Origin of the sequence: Pseudomonas sp. B37(2017), from assembly GCF_002112885.1 — a bacterium.
GTDB classification, from domain to species: domain Bacteria; phylum Pseudomonadota; class Gammaproteobacteria; order Pseudomonadales; family Pseudomonadaceae; genus Aquipseudomonas; species Aquipseudomonas paraglycinae.
Genome location: NZ_NEIX01000011.1, coordinates 213,369 through 230,578 on the forward strand (window position 1 = coordinate 213,369; position 17,210 = coordinate 230,578).

Consider the following 17,210-nt stretch of genomic DNA (forward strand, 5'->3'; position numbering starts at 1 on the left):
TCCAGACCCGCAGCTACCGCATTCGTTGCCAGACCTGACGACCTCGCATCAGCGAAGCCCGGGACACACCCCGCCTCTCGCGGACACACCCGGATTGCCGAAAATCGAAGTGTCTGACCTGCCGGTCGCTTCTCGTGAAACGTCGACCGGACTGGACAGTTACCGTTTGAACCCCGGATTGCTGCGCAACATGCAACCGCCCAACAAGGACGGCCTGCGCTACATCGTCGGACGCGCATTCGTCGATGTGAAAGACAGCGGCACGGTCTATGTGGAGTTCGATGCGAACCTGGGCACCTATCGGGTAATGGATCTGTACAAAAAGTTGTCTCCCGGGCCGGCGCTCTACAGAAATACCGGTGAATCGACCTGGAGCCCGGCCTCACATTACCCTTTGAAACGCCCTCACTCTCAGGTCCATGACATTGATACGCCGGTGCCAGCCAAACAAGCACTGACCTCTCCTTTGTCGGCGCATGAAGCCACCACCCGACTGCTGAACGACTCGTTGCTCACGATGTATCCACTGATGACGTTCGGCCAGCGCGTCGAATTTTTGCGCGCCTATAACCTGTCGCCACGCCAACACATCCGGTTGCACAGTGATCTGACCGCCAATCCCCGGGTGATGCCGGAGTGGGCCGAGCAGCATCACTTACGCTCCCGGGACGAGAACGATCCGACCCGCTTCGATCAACTACAGGAGGAAATCGAACCACTGCTCCTACCCGTGAGGAACGGAACACTGCGCAGCGATCTGGTCGACTTCGACAAAAGCGTCACCCGGGAATTTCTCGATGCTTTTCTGACCCGACTCGGTTACCTGCGCAATAGCAGCGACTGCCTGTACCGCACGGATATTCCGGGCCTGTTCAGGGCCGATGAACGCACGCCTTTCGAGCTCTACAACGACGGACGCATGCTGCCGCGCTTGAAACACCCGCGCGGCGCCACGACCGAAAAACCGATCAGTGCCACGGTCAGCCACAAGCTGGTCAAGAGGTATGGCGCCAGGGGCACCAAGGCTCCCGATCCGGAGTACCTGCGTTACAACAGTCAGAGAAACAAATATCCCGGCAAGAAACCGGGTGAATCGGACAACGAGTCGGGGAACTCCGACAACGACTGGTCCGATGCATCGGACGTGGAACTGGACACCGAACGCAATTACGAGACGATCCGCCACGATCAGCAGTTCATCTTCTCTTACGTCATCGATACGCGAAGGATGGAGGTGGTCCTCAACGAGGAGAACCACTTGCTCAATCTGGCGGCACTGGAAAAGAACGCCTGGTTTCCCGAGGACGAACTCGAAGCCCTGATTTCAACGTCCAGGCGAGGCATCGAATCAGAGCGTCTGTGGCTGCTCGACTCGACGTTCACCCGCGCCGCGAAGGTCGACGACGTTGCCGCCCTCGCTCAAAGCAGCTACATCGGCAATGACATCGAAGCGCGGACCCACAGTGGCGTTTCCAATCAACATGAATACGACGCTTTGATCGATGCGGTGGCCAAGGCCGGCAAGCCGATCCTTTCATTGCCGAGCGGCAAGGACTGGTTCGCCAACGACATCGTCTGGCCGGAATAACCGGGCTGAGTCTTAAGCGAACAACTCGCCCTGCAACTCATCGAGCAGCGCCTGGATCGCATCCAGTCGCTGCTGCGGGTCGTCGAGTTGCAACAGGTCGATCTTGTCTTCCTCGGCGAACGGCAGCAGATACGCCAGCTGATTGGCCAGCGATTGCTGCCCCGCTGCTTCGATGCCCATGTTCAGCGCCTCGACCATCGGGTGTTCGGCCAGGGCCTTGAGCAACGCCACCAGATCGGCGTCCTCATCCTGCAACGGTTGCTCGGGTTCTTCGTCCAGCCACTCGACCTCGGCCATGATCAGTTGATCGCGTTGCACGTCGGTGCGCTGCACGATGAACCGGCGCCCGCCCTGCACCCGGATACCCAGCAGTCCGTTGTCCTGCTGCTGGAAATCGGTGATCCGCGCTTCGCACCCGACCATGGCGAAACCTTCCGGCGCGACGCCGACTTCGCTGCCCTCCAGGATGCACACCACGCCGAACCCGCCGCCCTGTTTCATGCAGCGGCCGATCATGTCCAGGTAGCGCGCCTCGAAGATCTGCAAATCCAGATTGCAGCCGGGAAACAGCACCGTGTTCAGCGGAAAAAGCGGCAGACTCATAGACATTTCCTTACACCACCATCGACACCGCCAACGGCAGGAACACCGCCGTGGCCACGCCCATCAGACTCATCGCCAGCGCCGCGAAGGCGCCGCACTCATCGCTTTCCTGCAACGCCACCGACGTGCCGACTGCATGCGCCGTCATGCCCAGCGCCATGCCGCGCGCCTCCGGGCTGTGCACGCCGAGTCGGGTCAGCAGCGCCGGACCGAAGATCGCGCCGATCACCCCGGTGATCAACACAAACACCGCCGCCAATGCTGCGACACCGCCGATCTGCTCGGCCACCAGCATGGCGATCGGCGAGGTCACCGATTTGGGCGCCATGGTCATCAGGATCATGTGATCGGCACCGAACCACCAGCCCAGCGCCACGCCCATACCCGTGGCGACCACGCCGCCTATCACCAGCGTAGTAAAAATCGGCCAGAACAATTGGCGGATGCGTCGCAGATTCAGATACAGCGGCACCGCCAGCGCAACGGTCGCCGGGCCCAGCAGAATGCTGAGGATCTCGGTGCTCTTGCGGTACTCGGCGTAGGTCAGGCCGCAGCCGACCAGCACGCCGATCACCAACAGCATCGAGACCAGCACCGGTTGCAGAAAGATCCAGCGGGTTTTCTCGAACGCCGCCAGCACTAGTTGATAAGCCCCGAGGGTGATGCCGATGCCGAACAGCGGATGGTGAATCACCGACGCCCAGGCACCTTGCCAGTCGAACAGCATCAGGACTCCTCCGAATGCGGCGCGTGACGCTTGACCAGCCGTTGCATCAGCACGCCGGCGAAGGCCATCGATAGAATCAGCGAGACCACCAGCGCACCGACGATGGCCCAGAAATCCGCGGCTATCGCCGTGGCGTAGACCATCACGCCCACCGCCGGCGGCACCAGCAGCAATGGCAGATAACGCAGCAGACTGCCGGCGGCGAGGTTCAACGGCTCGCCGACTTCACCGCGCACGATCAGAAATACCAGCAACAGCAAAAGGCCGATGATCGGCCCCGGCAGTACCGGCAACAGCAAATGATTGAGGGCCGTGCCGAGCAATTGAAACAGCACCAGCATGGTCAGGCCGCGTAGCAACATCCGTCATCTCCGTCCGACTTCCCGACAAGCACGGGCCGGGCATTATAAGCACGCCTGCGCTATGGATCGGCATTCGCCAAAAGCATGGTCGGTTGACCTGAGCAAATCGCCATGATGATCTACAGTGGTTCGCAGGGCGGTCAAATCCCCCACCTGAAAAACTATAAAACCGATGAACCCAAGGAGAGTCTCAATGCCCTATGTTCCAGTTGCAGAGCTCAAAGATTATGTCGGCAAGGAACTCGGACGTTCCGAATGGCTCACCATCGATCAGGAGCGCATCAACCTGTTCGCCGAAGCCACCGGGGATTACCAGTTCATCCATGTCGACCCGGTCAAAGCCGCGCAAACGCCATTTGGCAGCACCATCGCACACGGTTTCCTGTCGTTGTCGCTGATCCCCAAACTGATGGAAGACATCCTGATCCTGCCGCAAGGCGTGAAGATGGTGGTCAACTACGGCCTGGACAGCGTGCGTTTCATCCAGCCGGTCAAGGTCAATTCCAAGGTCCGGCTCAAGGTCGACCTCGGTGAAGTGACCGAGAAAAAACCTGGCCAGTGGCTGCTCAAGGCCACCGCCACCCTGGAGATCGAAGGCTCGGACAAACCGGCCTACATCGCCGAACCGCTGTCGCTCTGCTTCGTTTAAGCGCCTGGATGCGAAGCGGCTCACGCTGTTTCGCATCCGCTCCTCCCTGCCGGCTGTATAAGGTCACATAGCTGCGGCATACTCGGTCGCCTAATTGCCCGGATCCCGCTATGCGCTCATTCGCTCCTCTTGCTCCCCTTGCCTTGACCCTGTTGCTGGCCGCGTGTGGCGACGGCGAATCGCTGTTGCCGCCGGATGCGCGCCTGCCCGACGGCGGCCGCTATCGCGGTGAACTGGTCGATGGCTTGCTGCAAGGTCAGGGCCGGGTCGACTACCCCAACGGCAGCTGGTACGCCGGGGCGTTCGACAAGGGGCAATGGCATGGCCAGGGCGAATGGCACGGCAGCAATGGCGAGGTCTATCGCGGCAACTTCCAGCAAGGGCTGTTCGACGGCCAGGGCACGTTGACCACCACGGCCGGCAGCTACTCCGGCGGCTTCAAGCTGGGCCGGCGCGACGGCGAAGGCACCCTCAAAGAAAACGCGATGACCTATCGCGGCGAATTCAAGGCCGACCAGTATTCCGGGCTCGGTCGCCTCGAGCTGGACGACGGCAGCTCCTACCAGGGCCAGTTCGCCCACGGCAAACCCAACGGCGAAGGCCAGCGCGGCGATCCCAGCGGCAATCAGTTCACCGGCCACTTCGTCAACGGCCAGCTCGAAGGCAACGGCACCTTCAACAGTGCCGACGGCGACATCTACGTCGGCGGCTTCAAGAACAATCAACTGCACGGCAAGGGTCGCTACGAAAACGCCGATGGCGATGTCTGGCTCGGGCAGTTCAAGGAAGGCGCGCTGACCGGCAAGGGCGAACTGATCGGCGCCGACGGCAGCCACTACATCGGCTATTTCAATGACTGGCGCTTCAGCGGTCAGGGACGCCTGAACCTGTCCGATGGCAGCTTCTACGTCGGTGGATTCGACAGCGACAGTTATTCCGGACGCGGCACCCTGGTGCTCACCGATGGCAGCGTGCTCAGCGGTACCTGGATCAACGGCCAGCGGGTACGCGATGCCGACGGCAAGTTGCTGCCGGACACCCTAGAACTCGGCCTGCTGGCCCAGGGTCGCCTGCTCGATGAAGCGCTGGCCAATGTGCCGGTCTCGACCCCGGCAGTGGAGCTGTACACCCTGACCCTCGGCGGCGATGGCAAACAGAGCGTGTTCCTGCGTGAATCCGATTACGTGGCCAACATGCTCACCAGCCGTTTCGGCGCGTTTGGCCAGATCCGCCTGGTCAACCATCGCGACCACCTCGGCGACCGGCCGATGGCCACCCGCGAAAACCTGCGCCGCGCAGCGCAGACCCTGGCCGAACGCAGTGGCCCGGAAGATCTGGTGTTCATCTACCTGACCAGCCACGGCACTGCCGAACACGAGCTGGTGCTCGACCAGCCGCGCATGGAACTGGCCGACCTGCCCGCCGACGAACTCGCCGCCGTGCTCGCGCCACTGAAGAACCGCGACAAGATCATCGTCATCTCCTCGTGCTATTCCGGTGGCTTCATTCCGGCGTTGAAGGATGAACGCACGCTGATCATGACTGCCTCGCGCGCCGACCGCGTGTCGTTCGGCTGCTCCGAGGAGGCCAACTTCACCTACTTCGGCGACGCCCTGTTTGCCCAGGCGCTGAACCAGACCGACGACCTGGAACAAGCCTTCAAGCTGGCCAAGGCCACCGTCGCCGAACGGGAATTGGCGGACAGCTTCGAAGCCTCTGAACCGCAGATCTGGGCGCCGAAAACCGTACTGGCACATTGGCAACTGCTGCGTAAACAGCAAGCGAGAAAAGCATTGCAAAGTGCTGCGTTGAACGACGGAGCGATAAAGAGCAACTAAGCTGAACAGTATCAAGGGAGAGACACTATGTACTTGACGCCTCAGCATGTCTTGCTTGCCGGAGCCACCGGATTGACCGGTGAACATCTGCTCGACCGCCTGCTCAACGAGCCGACGATCAGCCGCGTCCTTGCCCCCTCACGCCGGCCGCTGGCCGAACACCCGCATCTGGAAAACCCGGTCGGTGATCCGCAGACCTTCCTGCCGCAACTGGCCGGTCGGGTCGACATCGCCTATTGCTGCCTCGGCACCACGATCAAACAGGCCGGCTCCGAAGAGGCGTTTCGCGCCGTGGATCTGGACATGGTGGTGGCGTTCGCCAAGCGCGCCCGGGAGATGGGCGCACGGCACCTGATCGTGATCAGCGCCCTGGGGGCCGATCGCCGGTCCTCGGTGTTCTACAACCGGGTCAAAGGCGAGATGGAATACGCATTGCGCGCGCAGGACTGGCCGCAACTGACCATTTGCCGGCCATCGCTGTTGCTCGGCGAACGCAGCGAGCCCCGCCTGGGCGAACAGCTCGCCGCGCCATTCTCTAAATTGATTCCCGGCAAATACCGTGGCATCGAAGCCTGCCAACTGGCCCGTGCCATGTGGCGCCTGGCGCTGGAGGAGCAGGATGGCGTGCGGATTGTCGAGTCGGACGAACTGAGAAAACTCGGCAAGTAAGCTCACTCGCCACAGCGGTTCAACGCGGGTCCCGGGTAACCATTTCCAATGAAGCCCGAGGATCTTGCGTGAACTGGCCGACATTCGAAATGAAGTGAATCGAATCAACCCGCGTGTAGTAACTATCTACTACGTGCCCCTTCCCTTTCATGGATAACGTGCCCTCCAGCACACCTGCGTCTACGGCCATTCCGCCACGGGATGACACCACAGCACGTCAGGCAATCAATGAAAGGATTCCTTGATGGCACCGCAAACAAAAACGTCGAAAGGCACCAGCAAAAATACCCCCACCCTCGACAGGACTCCGGAAACGTCGTTGACTCAGCGTCATGATTTCCCGGGTTCGATTCGATTCCCGGAAACAGACAGCGTCAGCCGCCCCACGGAGGCGCCTGCACCCCACTCTTCAAGTGACACATTGCCCGCGATACAGATTCAGGATCTGACCCACCCGGCTGGAGACACCGAAGGAGGATCACCCAGCAACCCACACGCGAGCGGATCGATCCGTCAGTACGAGTTGCCGACGCAATTGCGAACGCTATTGCCTGCCGTCAACACCGAAGGGTTGCGGGTTCACAGGGGGCGCATTTATGCCGAGGTGCAATACACCACGACCACGACGGTCATGGTGGCCTGGGACGAAGGCCTCGGCACCTACCGAGCCATGCGGTCACAGGAAGCGCAGCCCTCGGGCCCCATCCTGCAATTCGACCCCGAAAGCAATACCTGGCGGGTCGCTGAGCCGCGGATTATCAGTCAGCCCCTCGAGTCCACGGTACACCGGCAGGCAGACAATACCGACGATAACGCAGCACAGCCCCACCTGCCGGGACCGGCCAGGACGCAGCCGAACACTGCACCGATTTACGTCGACACCCAACATTACGTATGGAACGAGAAGGCCAACAATCACCATGGCTATGTGGTCCTGCACCGAAAAATGCGCCGGACCGACGAGGTCGGGCCGCCGCTGCATCATGCATTCATGGACGAAAGCGGCTCGTTTGTCAGTGTCGAGCCTTCCGCCTCGCGAATCGATCAGCCAGCCGAACTGTTAACAGCCTGGACAGACCGCGATATCTGGGATCTCTACGGGATACAGGGCGCAGAAATCACCCGTTTCCGCAGCGAAGCGCACAGCACCGGAAAGAAACCTCTATGGGCTACCGTTCGGACACAACGGATGGAAAACGCCTACCTGTTTGACGAGCTATACCGCTGGTCTGGCATGGACATGGATCGCGACCTGTTCAACAGCCTCCTGAACCATCAGAACCGCACGCCCGCCCAATGGGCGGAACACCTCCAGTCCGTCACCTTGCACCGCAGCCCATCTGGCCCACAAACGCCATTGCCAAGCCCGCCAACACCCGGCTCGCCCTCTCCACGCCCATCAACACCCGACACGTCCGGGACAGCGGACGCCACGCTTGCCTACGGTGATCAGCGCCACTACACCTGGGATCTCGACAAGTCGAATTTCCATGGTTATGTCGAAATGCAGCGCAAGCCTGGCTTGAATGACAATCATGGACCTCTCACTCAACTGGCGTTTCGTGAAGGCGCCAGCCTGATTGTCGTCAAAGCCACCGATTATCCGATCTACAAAGAGAATGTTCTGCGCCCGTTCTGGCGGGACATCGACATCTGGAACCTTTACCGGATCGAAGGACCCGACATCGTGCGCTTTCGTCGGGAGGTTGCGCTCCATCAGAAACCACCTGCCTGGGTCAAACAACGGGAATACCCTTCCCAGCGTGAACAACTGATCGACTACCTGCGGCTGTGGACCAACCCTGATTCTCCGCTCAAAACACGAGAGCAAATCCTCGCCCGGTTCCAGCCCTACAATCTTTCCGTCCAGCAACTAATACGATTGTGCAAGGAGCTGTCGCCGACAGGGCAGTTCAAGAACCTGATCAATGATGAAATGCCAGGGTGGGTCAAGACCTATCAGGAACGCACCCGGCTGGTAACCAACGAAAAACTCTTCGAACCGTTTCTGCCGGAAATCGATGCTGAAATCATCCAGCTGAGAAATCAGGGAGAAGGCACCAGCCTGCTGAAGGCGAGTCTGACCGAACCCTTCTTTCAGGAGCTGTTGCGGCTCAGCGGCTTCAAGCGCAACACGCACAATTATCTGTACAGAACCGACATTCCCGCCGTGTTCAAAGTGGATGACCGGACACCTTTCGAAATAGCCCGGCCTGGGGCCATGGTCCCACGCGTGGTATCGGCCGTGGGCGCAACAAGCGAGACGCCCGTCAGTGCAATGTTCAGCCTGAAGACCGCCATGGACTTTGCGAATGAAACCAGAGGAGTGACAGGCATAGAGGCGCACCAGACAACCAGCGGCACTTCGACGCCCCCCGCTCAACGCATCCGGTTTTGCTACCTGCTCGATACCCGCAATGTGGAAGTCGTTGCGGGACAGGACAATCGCGTCTACAACCCGACGCGGCTCGAACGAAGCCCCGCGGACGGCAAAACGTGGTTCCCGAGCATGAAAATGGAGGGGCATGTTTCGATGTCGTCGATCGGTTTCACGTCGAGGCGCGTCTGGCTGGTCAACTCAGGCATGACCCGCGCGGCGACAGTGGAAGATATCCATTTGCAGGCGCTGACACACGCCACGGGATCAGATCAGAACCCTGCCGACGTCATCGAAGCCCGCACACGGGCAGGGGAATTGAACCGGGACGAATATGACGGGTTGATCGATGAAGTGGCGAATGCCGGCAAACGCGTTATCGAATTGCCGGCAGGACAGGACATATTCTCCGACGACATCGTCTTTCCGCCCGAAACGATCACGTTGTAGGGAGCTTCAATGGCACGCCCTTGCGGGGTCGTGCCATTGGCTCATAACCCGCCAGTCGCTTGAAACCCTACACCGATGACCGTCAGCAACGACAACGGCAACAGCAGCGTATCGAGCAATGCGCTGGCCGGCAGATCCACGCCGGGATAGCTCGGTGCCTCGGCGCCGAATCGATCCATCGCGCAACAACCGCCATTCATTGCATACAGATCAAGCCGGGTGCCGGAATACACCACCGGCGCGCCGGGCTTGGCGGCATCCAGCGTGCGCGCCGTGGCGCAGCCGGTCAGTTGCAGCGCCAGCAGGATCGCCAGCAGCTTATTCATCGCTGCTCAGATGGTGTTCGCCCCAGCGCGGCAGCATGTCCTGGGGAATGCCCAGCAGATTGAGAATCCGCGCCACCACGAAATCGATCAGGTCATCGATGGTCTGCGGCTGGTGATAGAAACCCGGCGAGGCCGGCAGGATGGTCACGCCCATGTTCGACAGCTTGAGCATGTGCTCCAGGTGAATGCTCGAATACGGCGCTTCGCGCGGCACCAGAATCAGCTGGCGACGTTCCTTCAAGGTGACGTCCGCCGCCCGTTCGATCAGGTTGTTGCAGGCGCCGGTGGCAATCGCCGAGAGCGTACCCGTTGAGCACGGCACCACCACCATGGCGGCCGGGGCGCCGGAGCCCGAGGCCACCGGCGACATCCAGTCTTCCTTGCCGTACACACGGATCTGCCCGGCGGCCGCGCCGGTGTATTCGGTGAGGAACGCCTGCATCATTTGCGGCTTGGCCGGCAGCGATACGTCGGTCTCGGTGGCCATCACCAGTTGCGCGGCCTTGGAGATCAGGAAATGCACCTCGCGATCCTCGCGCACCAGACAGTCCAGCAGGCGCAAACCGTACTGGGCGCCGGATGCGCCAGTCATCGCCAGCGTGATGCGTTCCGGGCCATTGCTCTCGAAACGAGTGTTCATTTCAGCGCCTCGGCGAGTTTGCCGTGCAGGCCGCCGAAGCCGCCGTTGCTCATGATCACCACGTGGGTGCCGGGCTGGGCCTGGCTCTTCACGCGTTCGATGATGCCTTCCAGCGAATCGCTGACGATCGACGGCACGGTGCACAACGCGGCGGTGCCTGCCAGATCCCAACCGAGGTTGGCCGGGGCATACCAGATCACCTGATCGGCATCGACCACGCTGTCCGGCAGACCGTCACGGTGGGCGCCGAGCTTCATCGAGTTGGAGCGCGGCTCGATGATCGCGATCAGCGGCGCATCGCCAATGCGCTTGCGCAGGCCGTCGAGGGTGGTGGCAATCGCGGTCGGGTGGTGGGCGAAGTCGTCGTAGATGGTGATGCCGCGCACCTCCGCGACTTTCTCCATCCGGCGCTTGACGCTCTTGAACGCGCTCAACCCGGCGATGCCCATCGACGGTACAACACCGACGTGACGCGCGGCGGCCAAAGTCGCCAAGGCGTTGGCAACGTTGTGCTGACCGGTCAGTTCCCACTCGACCACACCTTGGGACACGCCTTCGAACATCACTTCGAATGCCGAGCCGTCGTCTTTCAGCAACTTGACCTGCCACTGACCGCCGGCACCGGTGGTTTGCACCGGAGTCCAGCAGCCCATCTCGATCACACGCTGCAAGGCCGGCTCGGTGGTCGGGTGAATCACCAGACCTTCGCTCGGGATGGTCCGCACCAAGTGGTGGAATTGCCGTTCGATGGCCGGCAGATCAGGGAAGATGTCAGCGTGATCGAACTCAAGGTTGTTGAGGATCGCGGTACGCGGACGGTAGTGGACGAACTTCGAACGCTTGTCGAAGAACGCACTGTCGTATTCGTCGGCCTCAATCACGAAGAACGGCGTGCCGCCCAGACGTGCCGACACCGAGAAATTCTGCGGCACGCCGCCGATCAGGAAACCCGGGCTCATGCCGGCATGTTCCAGCACCCAGGCGAGCATGCTGCTGGTGGTGGTCTTGCCGTGCGTACCGGCAACCGCCAGCACCCAGCGACCTTGCAGCACATGGTCGGCCAGCCATTGCGGGCCGGAAACGTACGGCAGGCCTTTGTTCAGCACATATTCCACTGCCGGGTTGCCGCGGGACATGGCGTTGCCGATCACCACCAGATCCGGTGCCGGATCAAGCTGCGCCGGGTCGTAACCCTGGGTCAGCTGAATGCCCTGGGCTTCGAGCTGGGTGCTCATCGGCGGATAGACGTTGGCATCGGAGCCAGTCACGTGATGGCCCAGCTCTTTGGCCAGAACCGCCATCGAGCCCATGAAAGTCCCGCAGATACCCAGAATATGAATGTGCATAGTCGACCTCGTAAAACATGGCCGCAGGTTAGCGCAGGGAGGGGGAAATCGCACTCTTTAGCTGATCACCCGACCTTGATCGTTCCCACGCTCCGCGTGGGAGTGCAGCACAGGACGCTCTGCGTCCAAAAGCGGACGCGGAGCGTCCGGGGAGGCGTTCCCACGCAGAGCGTGGGAACGATCGGCAGGAGTATTCAGGCAGTTCGGGCAATCCCGTGCTTGCGCAGCTTTCTATAAAGCGTATTGCGACTGACACCCAGTTGCTGCGCCGTGTGGGTCATGTGCCAGCGCGCGTGCTCCAGCGCATTGATCAGCGCCAGCCGCTCGGCATCCTCAAGCGGCTGCCCGGACGACGCATCATCGACTTTGACCAGCAGCGGCTGCACCTGCCGGAACATCACGGGCAAATCCTCCAGCCCGATCCGCCCTTCATCGCATAGCGCCGCCAGCGTGCGCAGCACATTGCGCATCTGCCGCACATTGCCCGGCCAGTTGAACCCGAGCAAAGCCTGGCGCGCCGGTTCGTCGATCAGGATCGTTTCCCCGCCCGCCTCTTCGGCCAGCAGGAAATCCAGCAGCTGCGACTTGTCACTGCGCTCGCGCAACGGCGGCAGCGCCACTTCCAGCCCGTTGAGCCGGTAATAAAGGTCTTCACGGAAACTGCCATCGCCGACCCGCTCCAGCAAATTGCGGTGGGTGGCACTGATGATCCGCACGTTGACCGCTTCCGGCTCGCCGCCGATCGGCACCACTTGCCGGTCTTCGAGCACCCGCAAAAGCCGGGTTTGCAGTGCCAGCGGCATGTCGCCGATTTCATCGAGGAACAGCGTGCCGCCATCGGCCTGCTGCAACTTGCCGCGCATGCCGTCCTTGCGCGCACCGGTGAAACTGCCGCCGCGATAACCGAACAGTTCGCTCTCGATCAGGCTTTCGGGAATTGCCGCGCAGTTGAGAGCAACGAACGCTTTGCCGGCGCGCTGACTGGCGTTGTGCACAGCCTTGGCGAATGCTTCCTTGCCGGAGCCGGTTTCGCCGTTGATCAGCAGCGGCACGTCGCGCTCGAACACCCGCAGCGACTTACGGAAATCTGCCTGCAACGCCGCATCCCCCAGGCAAATCCCGGCAAGACGCGGCGCTTCGACAGGCGCGGGAGCCGGCGCTACCGGCAACGGCCGACGGGTTTCGCCGCGCAGCACCGCAAACAGATGCCGCCCATCGCGAGTACGCAGCGGCCAACTGGCGCTGGCATTGGCACTGGCGCGCCCGAGCAATTCATCCAGCGAACAATCGAAAAACGCCTCCACCGGTTTGCCGAGCAAGCCGCCACGGATATGCCCGAGCAGATTCAAGGCGCTCTGATTGACCGCACTGATCCGCCCTTCCCCGTCAAACGCCAGCAGCCCTTCGCTGAACAGCCCGACAGACTCGGCCTGAAGATGGAATCGCAACAACCATTGATTATCGAAGCAGCGCAGGAAATAGCAGCTCTCGATCATCTTCGCCGACAGATTGACCAGCGCCATCGTGTGGAACTGGCTCTGGCGCGAGACGTCATGCCGAGCCGAAGAAACGTCGAGCACCGCCAGCAGTTCGCCGTGCGGGTCGAACACCGGGCTCGCCGAGCAGGTCAGGCCGGTATGGCGGCCGCGAAAGTGTTCGTCCTGATGAATCGTCAGGGCCTGACGCTCGACAAGACAGGTGCCAATGCCGTTGGTGCCTTCGCAGGCCTCGCTCCAGTCGGAACCCAGCCACAGGCCGGCGCGTTCGAAAATCTTGCGTTCGGCGGGCGCGGTGACGCAGTTGAGGATCACCCCGCGCGCGTCGGTCAGCAAAACCGCGTGGCCGGCGCCGGAGAGTTGTTGATGCAGGCTGCTCATTTCATTGCCGGCGATCTGCAACACCTGTTGCAGCCGTTCGCGGCTTTCGAGAACTCGACCGTGTTCGAGCACGGTCGGCGCCATGGTCAGGGCCGGGTCGAGGTGATAGTCCTCAAGACAACGCAGCCACGAGCGGGCGATCGACGGGTCGGCACCGGGGCCATGCAGGTGCGGCTTGCCCTGGGTGACGGTGAGTACCTGTTGGGCATGGCGACTCAAATGGTTGTCGTGCATTTCTTATTATTCTCCCCGAGGCTCATCGGCCCATGCGTGAAGTGGTGCCCAGCATCCTCCAGCCAACCGGTCTTTGCAATGCTGGCAAGACCGCCCGGTCACGGGTTGTGCCAGAAGCGGTACAAACTGTCACCCAAGCTGTACCGATACCGTCACAGACGCTTGCCATTTGTCCGACAAAAATCACGCAAGGCCTTGATTTGCCTGACCTGCACGGCAGTGGCCCGACCTTTGCTCTACGCTTATAGCAAGCGCTCATGCGCGTCTCTCTGATAAGTACAACAGCCAAGGAGAACATCATGCGTTACGCTCACCCCGGTACTGAAGGCGCCAAAGTCTCGTTCAAGAGCAAGTACGGTAACTACATCGGCGGCGAGTTCGTCGCGCCTGTCAAAGGTCAGTACTTCACCAACACCTCGCCAGTAAATGGCCAACCGATTGCCGAATTCCCGCGCTCCACGGCCGAAGACATCGAAAAAGCCCTGGACGCCGCCCACGCCGCTGCCGATGCCTGGGGCTCAACTTCCGCCCAGGCGCGCTCGCTGGTCCTGCTGAAAATCGCCGACCGCATCGAACAGAACCTCGAAACCCTGGCGATCACCGAAACCTGGGACAACGGCAAAGCCATCCGCGAAACCCTCAACGCCGACATCCCGCTGGCCGCTGACCACTTCCGTTATTTCGCCGGGTGCCTGCGCGCCCAGGAAGGCAGCGCCGCCGAGATCGACGGCAATACCGTCGCCTATCACATCCATGAACCACTGGGCGTGGTCGGCCAGATCATCCCGTGGAACTTCCCGATCCTGATGGCCGCGTGGAAACTCGCCCCGGCCCTGGCCGCCGGCAACTGCGTGGTACTCAAACCTGCCGAGCAAACCCCGCTGGGCATCAGCGTGCTGCTGGAACTGATCGGCGACCTGCTGCCGCCGGGCGTGCTCAACGTGGTGCAAGGGTTCGGCAAAGAAGCCGGCGAAGCCCTGGCCACCAGCAAGCGCATCGCCAAGATCGCCTTCACCGGCTCGACCCCGGTCGGCTCGCACATCATGAAATGCGCCGCCGAAAACATCATTCCGTCCACCGTTGAACTGGGCGGCAAGTCGCCGAACATCTTCTTCGAAGACATCATGCAGGCCGAGCCAAGCTTCATTGAAAAAGCCGCCGAAGGCCTGGTACTGGCGTTCTTCAACCAGGGCGAAGTCTGCACCTGCCCGTCCCGTGCACTGGTCCAGGAGTCGATCTATCCGCAGTTCATGGAAGCGGTGATGAAGAAAGTCAGCCAGATCAAACGTGGCGACCCGCTCGACACCGACACCATGGTCGGCGCCCAGGCGTCCGAGCAGCAATTCGACAAGATCCTTTCGTACCTGGAAATCGCCAAGGGCGAAGGTGCCGAGCTGCTGACCGGCGGCAAGGTGGAAAAACTCGAAGGCAACCTGGCTTCCGGTTACTACATCCAGCCGACCCTGCTCAAGGGCACCAACAAGATGCGTGTGTTCCAGGAAGAAATCTTCGGCCCGGTGGTGAGCATCACCACCTTCAAGGACGAAGCCGAAGCCCTGGCCATCGCCAACGACACCGAGTTCGGCCTGGGCGCCGGCCTCTGGACCCGCGACATCAACCGCGCCTATCGCATGGGCCGCGCCATCAAGGCCGGTCGTGTGTGGACCAACTGCTACCACCTGTACCCGGCGCACGCCGCGTTCGGCGGGTACAAGAAGTCCGGCGTCGGCCGTGAAACCCACAAGATGATGCTCGACCACTACCAGCAGACCAAAAACCTGCTGGTGAGCTACGACATCAACCCGCTGGGCTTCTTCTAAAACCTCGGGGCAACACAGATGATTCTGTGTTGCCTGTTCAATGGCCTTCGCGAGCAAGCCCGCTCCCACAGGGACTTGCGTCGGCCCACATTATTGGATTCTGCACAAATCCAATGTGGGAGCGGGCTTGCTCGCGAAGGCGTCCTTAATGACACGACACAAAGCCTGGCCGCTCTGGCACGGGCCTTGCGTACCCGTCATTCAGGATTTGCGTGAACACTGCCGCTGCGTGAACAGCATCCACCCAATCAACCGCTGCACCCGAAAGTCCAACAGATCGAACAATAAAAAAGACAGAGAGGACTTATGACTTCCACCACACAGCTCAAACCCACACTCGGCACCCTGCACCTCTGGGGCATTGCCGTCGGCCTGGTGATTTCCGGCGAATACTTCGGCTGGAGTTACGGCTGGGGCACGGCGGGAACCCTGGGTTTCCTGGTCACGGCCCTGATGGTCGCGACCATGTACACCTGCTTCATCTTCAGTTTCACCGAACTGACCACCGCCATTCCCCACGCGGGCGGGCCGTTTGCCTACAGCCGCCGGGCGTTCGGCGAGAAAGGCGGATTGATCGCCGGCATCGCCACCCTGATCGAATTCGTGTTCGCCCCGCCGGCCATCGCCATGGCCATCGGCGCCTATCTGAATGTGCAATATCCGGGACTCGATCCAAAACTCGCGGCGGTCGGCGCGTATTTCGTGTTCATGACCCTGAACATCCTTGGCGTCAGCATCGCCGCGACCTTTGAGCTGGTGGTGACCGTGCTGGCCGTCGCCGAATTGCTGGTGTTCATGGGCGTGGTCGCACCGGGCTTCAGCTTCAGCAACTTCGTGCTGAACGGCTGGTCGGGCGCCAATGAGTTCACGATGGGCTCGATTCCGGGCATTTTCGCGGCGATTCCCTTCGCGATCTGGTTCTTCCTCGCCATCGAAGGCGCGGCCATGGCGGCCGAGGAAGCCAAAGATCCGAAACGCACGATTCCACGGGCCTACGTCAGCGGCATCCTGACCCTGGTGTTCCTGGCCATCGGTGTGATGGTGATGGCCGGCGGCGTCGGCGACTGGCGTCAACTGTCGAACATCAACGACCCGCTGCCACAGGCGATGAAAGCGGTGGTCGGCAACAATTCGACGTGGATGCACATGCTGGTGTGGATCGGCCTGTTCGGGCTGGTGGCGAGTTTCCACGGGATCATCCTCGGGTACTCGCGGCAGTTCTTCGCCCTGGCCCGGGCCGGTTATCTGCCGAAAGGCCTGGCCAAACTCTCGCGCTTCCAGACCCCGCACCGGGCGATCCTGGCCGGCGGCGTAATCGGCATCGCGGCGATCTACAGCGACGGACTGGTCAATCTGCAAGGCATGACCCTGACGGCGGCGATGATCACCATGTCGGTGTTCGGCGCCATCGTGATGTACATCATCAGCATGCTCAGCCTGTTCAAACTGCGCAAAACCGAGCCGAACCTGGAGCGCACCTTCCGCGCACCGGGCTACCCGGTGGTGCCGGCCATCGCGCTGTTCCTGGCGGTGGTGTGCCTGGTGGCGATGGCCTGGTTCAACACGCTGATCGGCTGTGTGTTCCTCGGGTTCATGGCCGCCGGCTACCTGTACTTCCAGCTGACCGCCAAGCAACGCTCCGAAGCCCCGGCAGACGCTATGCTCGAAGGTATCTAAACGCTAGCTGAGCTGCACCGGCATCGG

At 61.3% G+C, this 17,210-nt stretch carries 14 protein-coding genes; 7 read left to right on the top strand and 7 right to left on the bottom strand.

Annotated features, from left to right (window positions below):
• The first annotated feature begins 109 nt into the window (after nt 1–109).
• A complete protein-coding gene (locus tag CAF90_RS24450; RefSeq protein ID WP_256578515.1) occupies nt 110–1,588 on the top strand; it encodes a hypothetical protein in 1,479 nt (492 codons plus the stop codon).
• A gap of 12 nt (nt 1,589–1,600) precedes the next feature.
• Here the strand turns inward: CAF90_RS24450 and CAF90_RS24455 are convergent, their stop codons facing one another.
• From CAF90_RS24455 to CAF90_RS24465, 3 genes are read right to left on the bottom strand one after another with little or no spacing between them, the layout of a single operon-like run.
• A complete protein-coding gene (locus tag CAF90_RS24455) occupies nt 1,601–2,191 on the bottom strand; it encodes an LON peptidase substrate-binding domain-containing protein (RefSeq protein ID WP_085608768.1) in 591 nt (196 codons plus the stop codon).
• Nucleotides 2,192–2,201: 10 nt separating this feature from the next.
• Entirely contained in the window at nt 2,202–2,918 is a 717-nt protein-coding gene (locus CAF90_RS24460; RefSeq protein WP_007958637.1) for an LrgB family protein, read from the bottom strand.
• Nucleotides 2,918–3,280: a CidA/LrgA family protein gene (locus tag CAF90_RS24465; protein ID WP_007958636.1), complete on the bottom strand. Its 363-nt coding sequence runs from the start codon at nt 3,278–3,280 to the stop codon at nt 2,918–2,920. Before CAF90_RS24465 ends, CAF90_RS24460 begins: the two co-directional genes overlap by 1 nt.
• A 193-nt stretch (nt 3,281–3,473) precedes the next feature.
• Between CAF90_RS24465 and CAF90_RS24470 the strand changes: the two genes are divergently transcribed.
• From CAF90_RS24470 to CAF90_RS24485, 4 genes are all read left to right on the top strand, one after another.
• Entirely contained in the window at nt 3,474–3,929 is a 456-nt protein-coding gene (locus CAF90_RS24470) for a MaoC family dehydratase (RefSeq protein WP_007909575.1), read from the top strand.
• Nucleotides 3,930–4,039: 110 nt separating this feature from the next.
• A complete protein-coding gene (locus tag CAF90_RS24475; protein WP_085608769.1) occupies nt 4,040–5,767 on the top strand; it encodes a C13 family peptidase in 1,728 nt (575 codons plus the stop codon).
• Nucleotides 5,768–5,794: 27 nt separating this feature from the next.
• Complete coding sequence (locus CAF90_RS24480; protein ID WP_007958634.1) at nt 5,795–6,436, top strand: oxidoreductase; 642 nt, start codon at nt 5,795–5,797, stop codon at nt 6,434–6,436.
• A gap of 244 nt (nt 6,437–6,680) precedes the next feature.
• Nucleotides 6,681–9,263: a hypothetical protein gene (locus CAF90_RS24485; RefSeq protein WP_085608770.1), complete on the top strand. Its 2,583-nt coding sequence runs from the start codon at nt 6,681–6,683 to the stop codon at nt 9,261–9,263.
• A gap of 41 nt (nt 9,264–9,304) precedes the next feature.
• On the opposite strand, the gene CAF90_RS24490 is transcribed toward CAF90_RS24485, so the two are convergent.
• The 4 genes from CAF90_RS24490 to CAF90_RS24505 all read right to left on the bottom strand — a co-directional run bounded on the left by CAF90_RS24490 (nt 9,305) and on the right by CAF90_RS24505 (nt 13,686).
• Nucleotides 9,305–9,589: a YceK/YidQ family lipoprotein gene (locus tag CAF90_RS24490; protein WP_064382190.1), complete on the bottom strand. Its 285-nt coding sequence runs from the start codon at nt 9,587–9,589 to the stop codon at nt 9,305–9,307.
• Nucleotides 9,582–10,229 (bottom strand): flavin prenyltransferase UbiX, encoded by a 648-nt coding sequence (ubiX, locus tag CAF90_RS24495; RefSeq protein WP_039771880.1) that lies wholly within the window; start codon nt 10,227–10,229, stop codon nt 9,582–9,584. The genes CAF90_RS24490 and ubiX overlap by 8 nt, the downstream gene beginning before the upstream one ends.
• A complete protein-coding gene (mpl, locus tag CAF90_RS24500; RefSeq protein WP_007958628.1) occupies nt 10,226–11,575 on the bottom strand; it encodes a UDP-N-acetylmuramate:L-alanyl-gamma-D-glutamyl-meso-diaminopimelate ligase in 1,350 nt (449 codons plus the stop codon). The genes ubiX and mpl overlap by 4 nt, the downstream gene beginning before the upstream one ends.
• A gap of 194 nt (nt 11,576–11,769) precedes the next feature.
• Entirely contained in the window at nt 11,770–13,686 is a 1,917-nt protein-coding gene (locus tag CAF90_RS24505) for a sigma-54-dependent Fis family transcriptional regulator (RefSeq protein WP_085608771.1), read from the bottom strand.
• Between the two features lie 299 nt (nt 13,687–13,985).
• Between CAF90_RS24505 and CAF90_RS24510 the strand changes: the two genes are divergently transcribed.
• The gene (locus CAF90_RS24510; protein WP_085608772.1) at nt 13,986–15,506 is read left to right on the top strand and encodes an aldehyde dehydrogenase family protein; all 1,521 of its coding nucleotides are present in this window, start codon (nt 13,986–13,988) and stop codon (nt 15,504–15,506) included.
• A 306-nt stretch (nt 15,507–15,812) separates the two neighbouring features.
• Nucleotides 15,813–17,183: an ethanolamine permease gene (eat, locus tag CAF90_RS24515; RefSeq protein WP_085608773.1), complete on the top strand. Its 1,371-nt coding sequence runs from the start codon at nt 15,813–15,815 to the stop codon at nt 17,181–17,183.
• Nucleotides 17,184–17,210 lie beyond the last annotated feature (27 nt).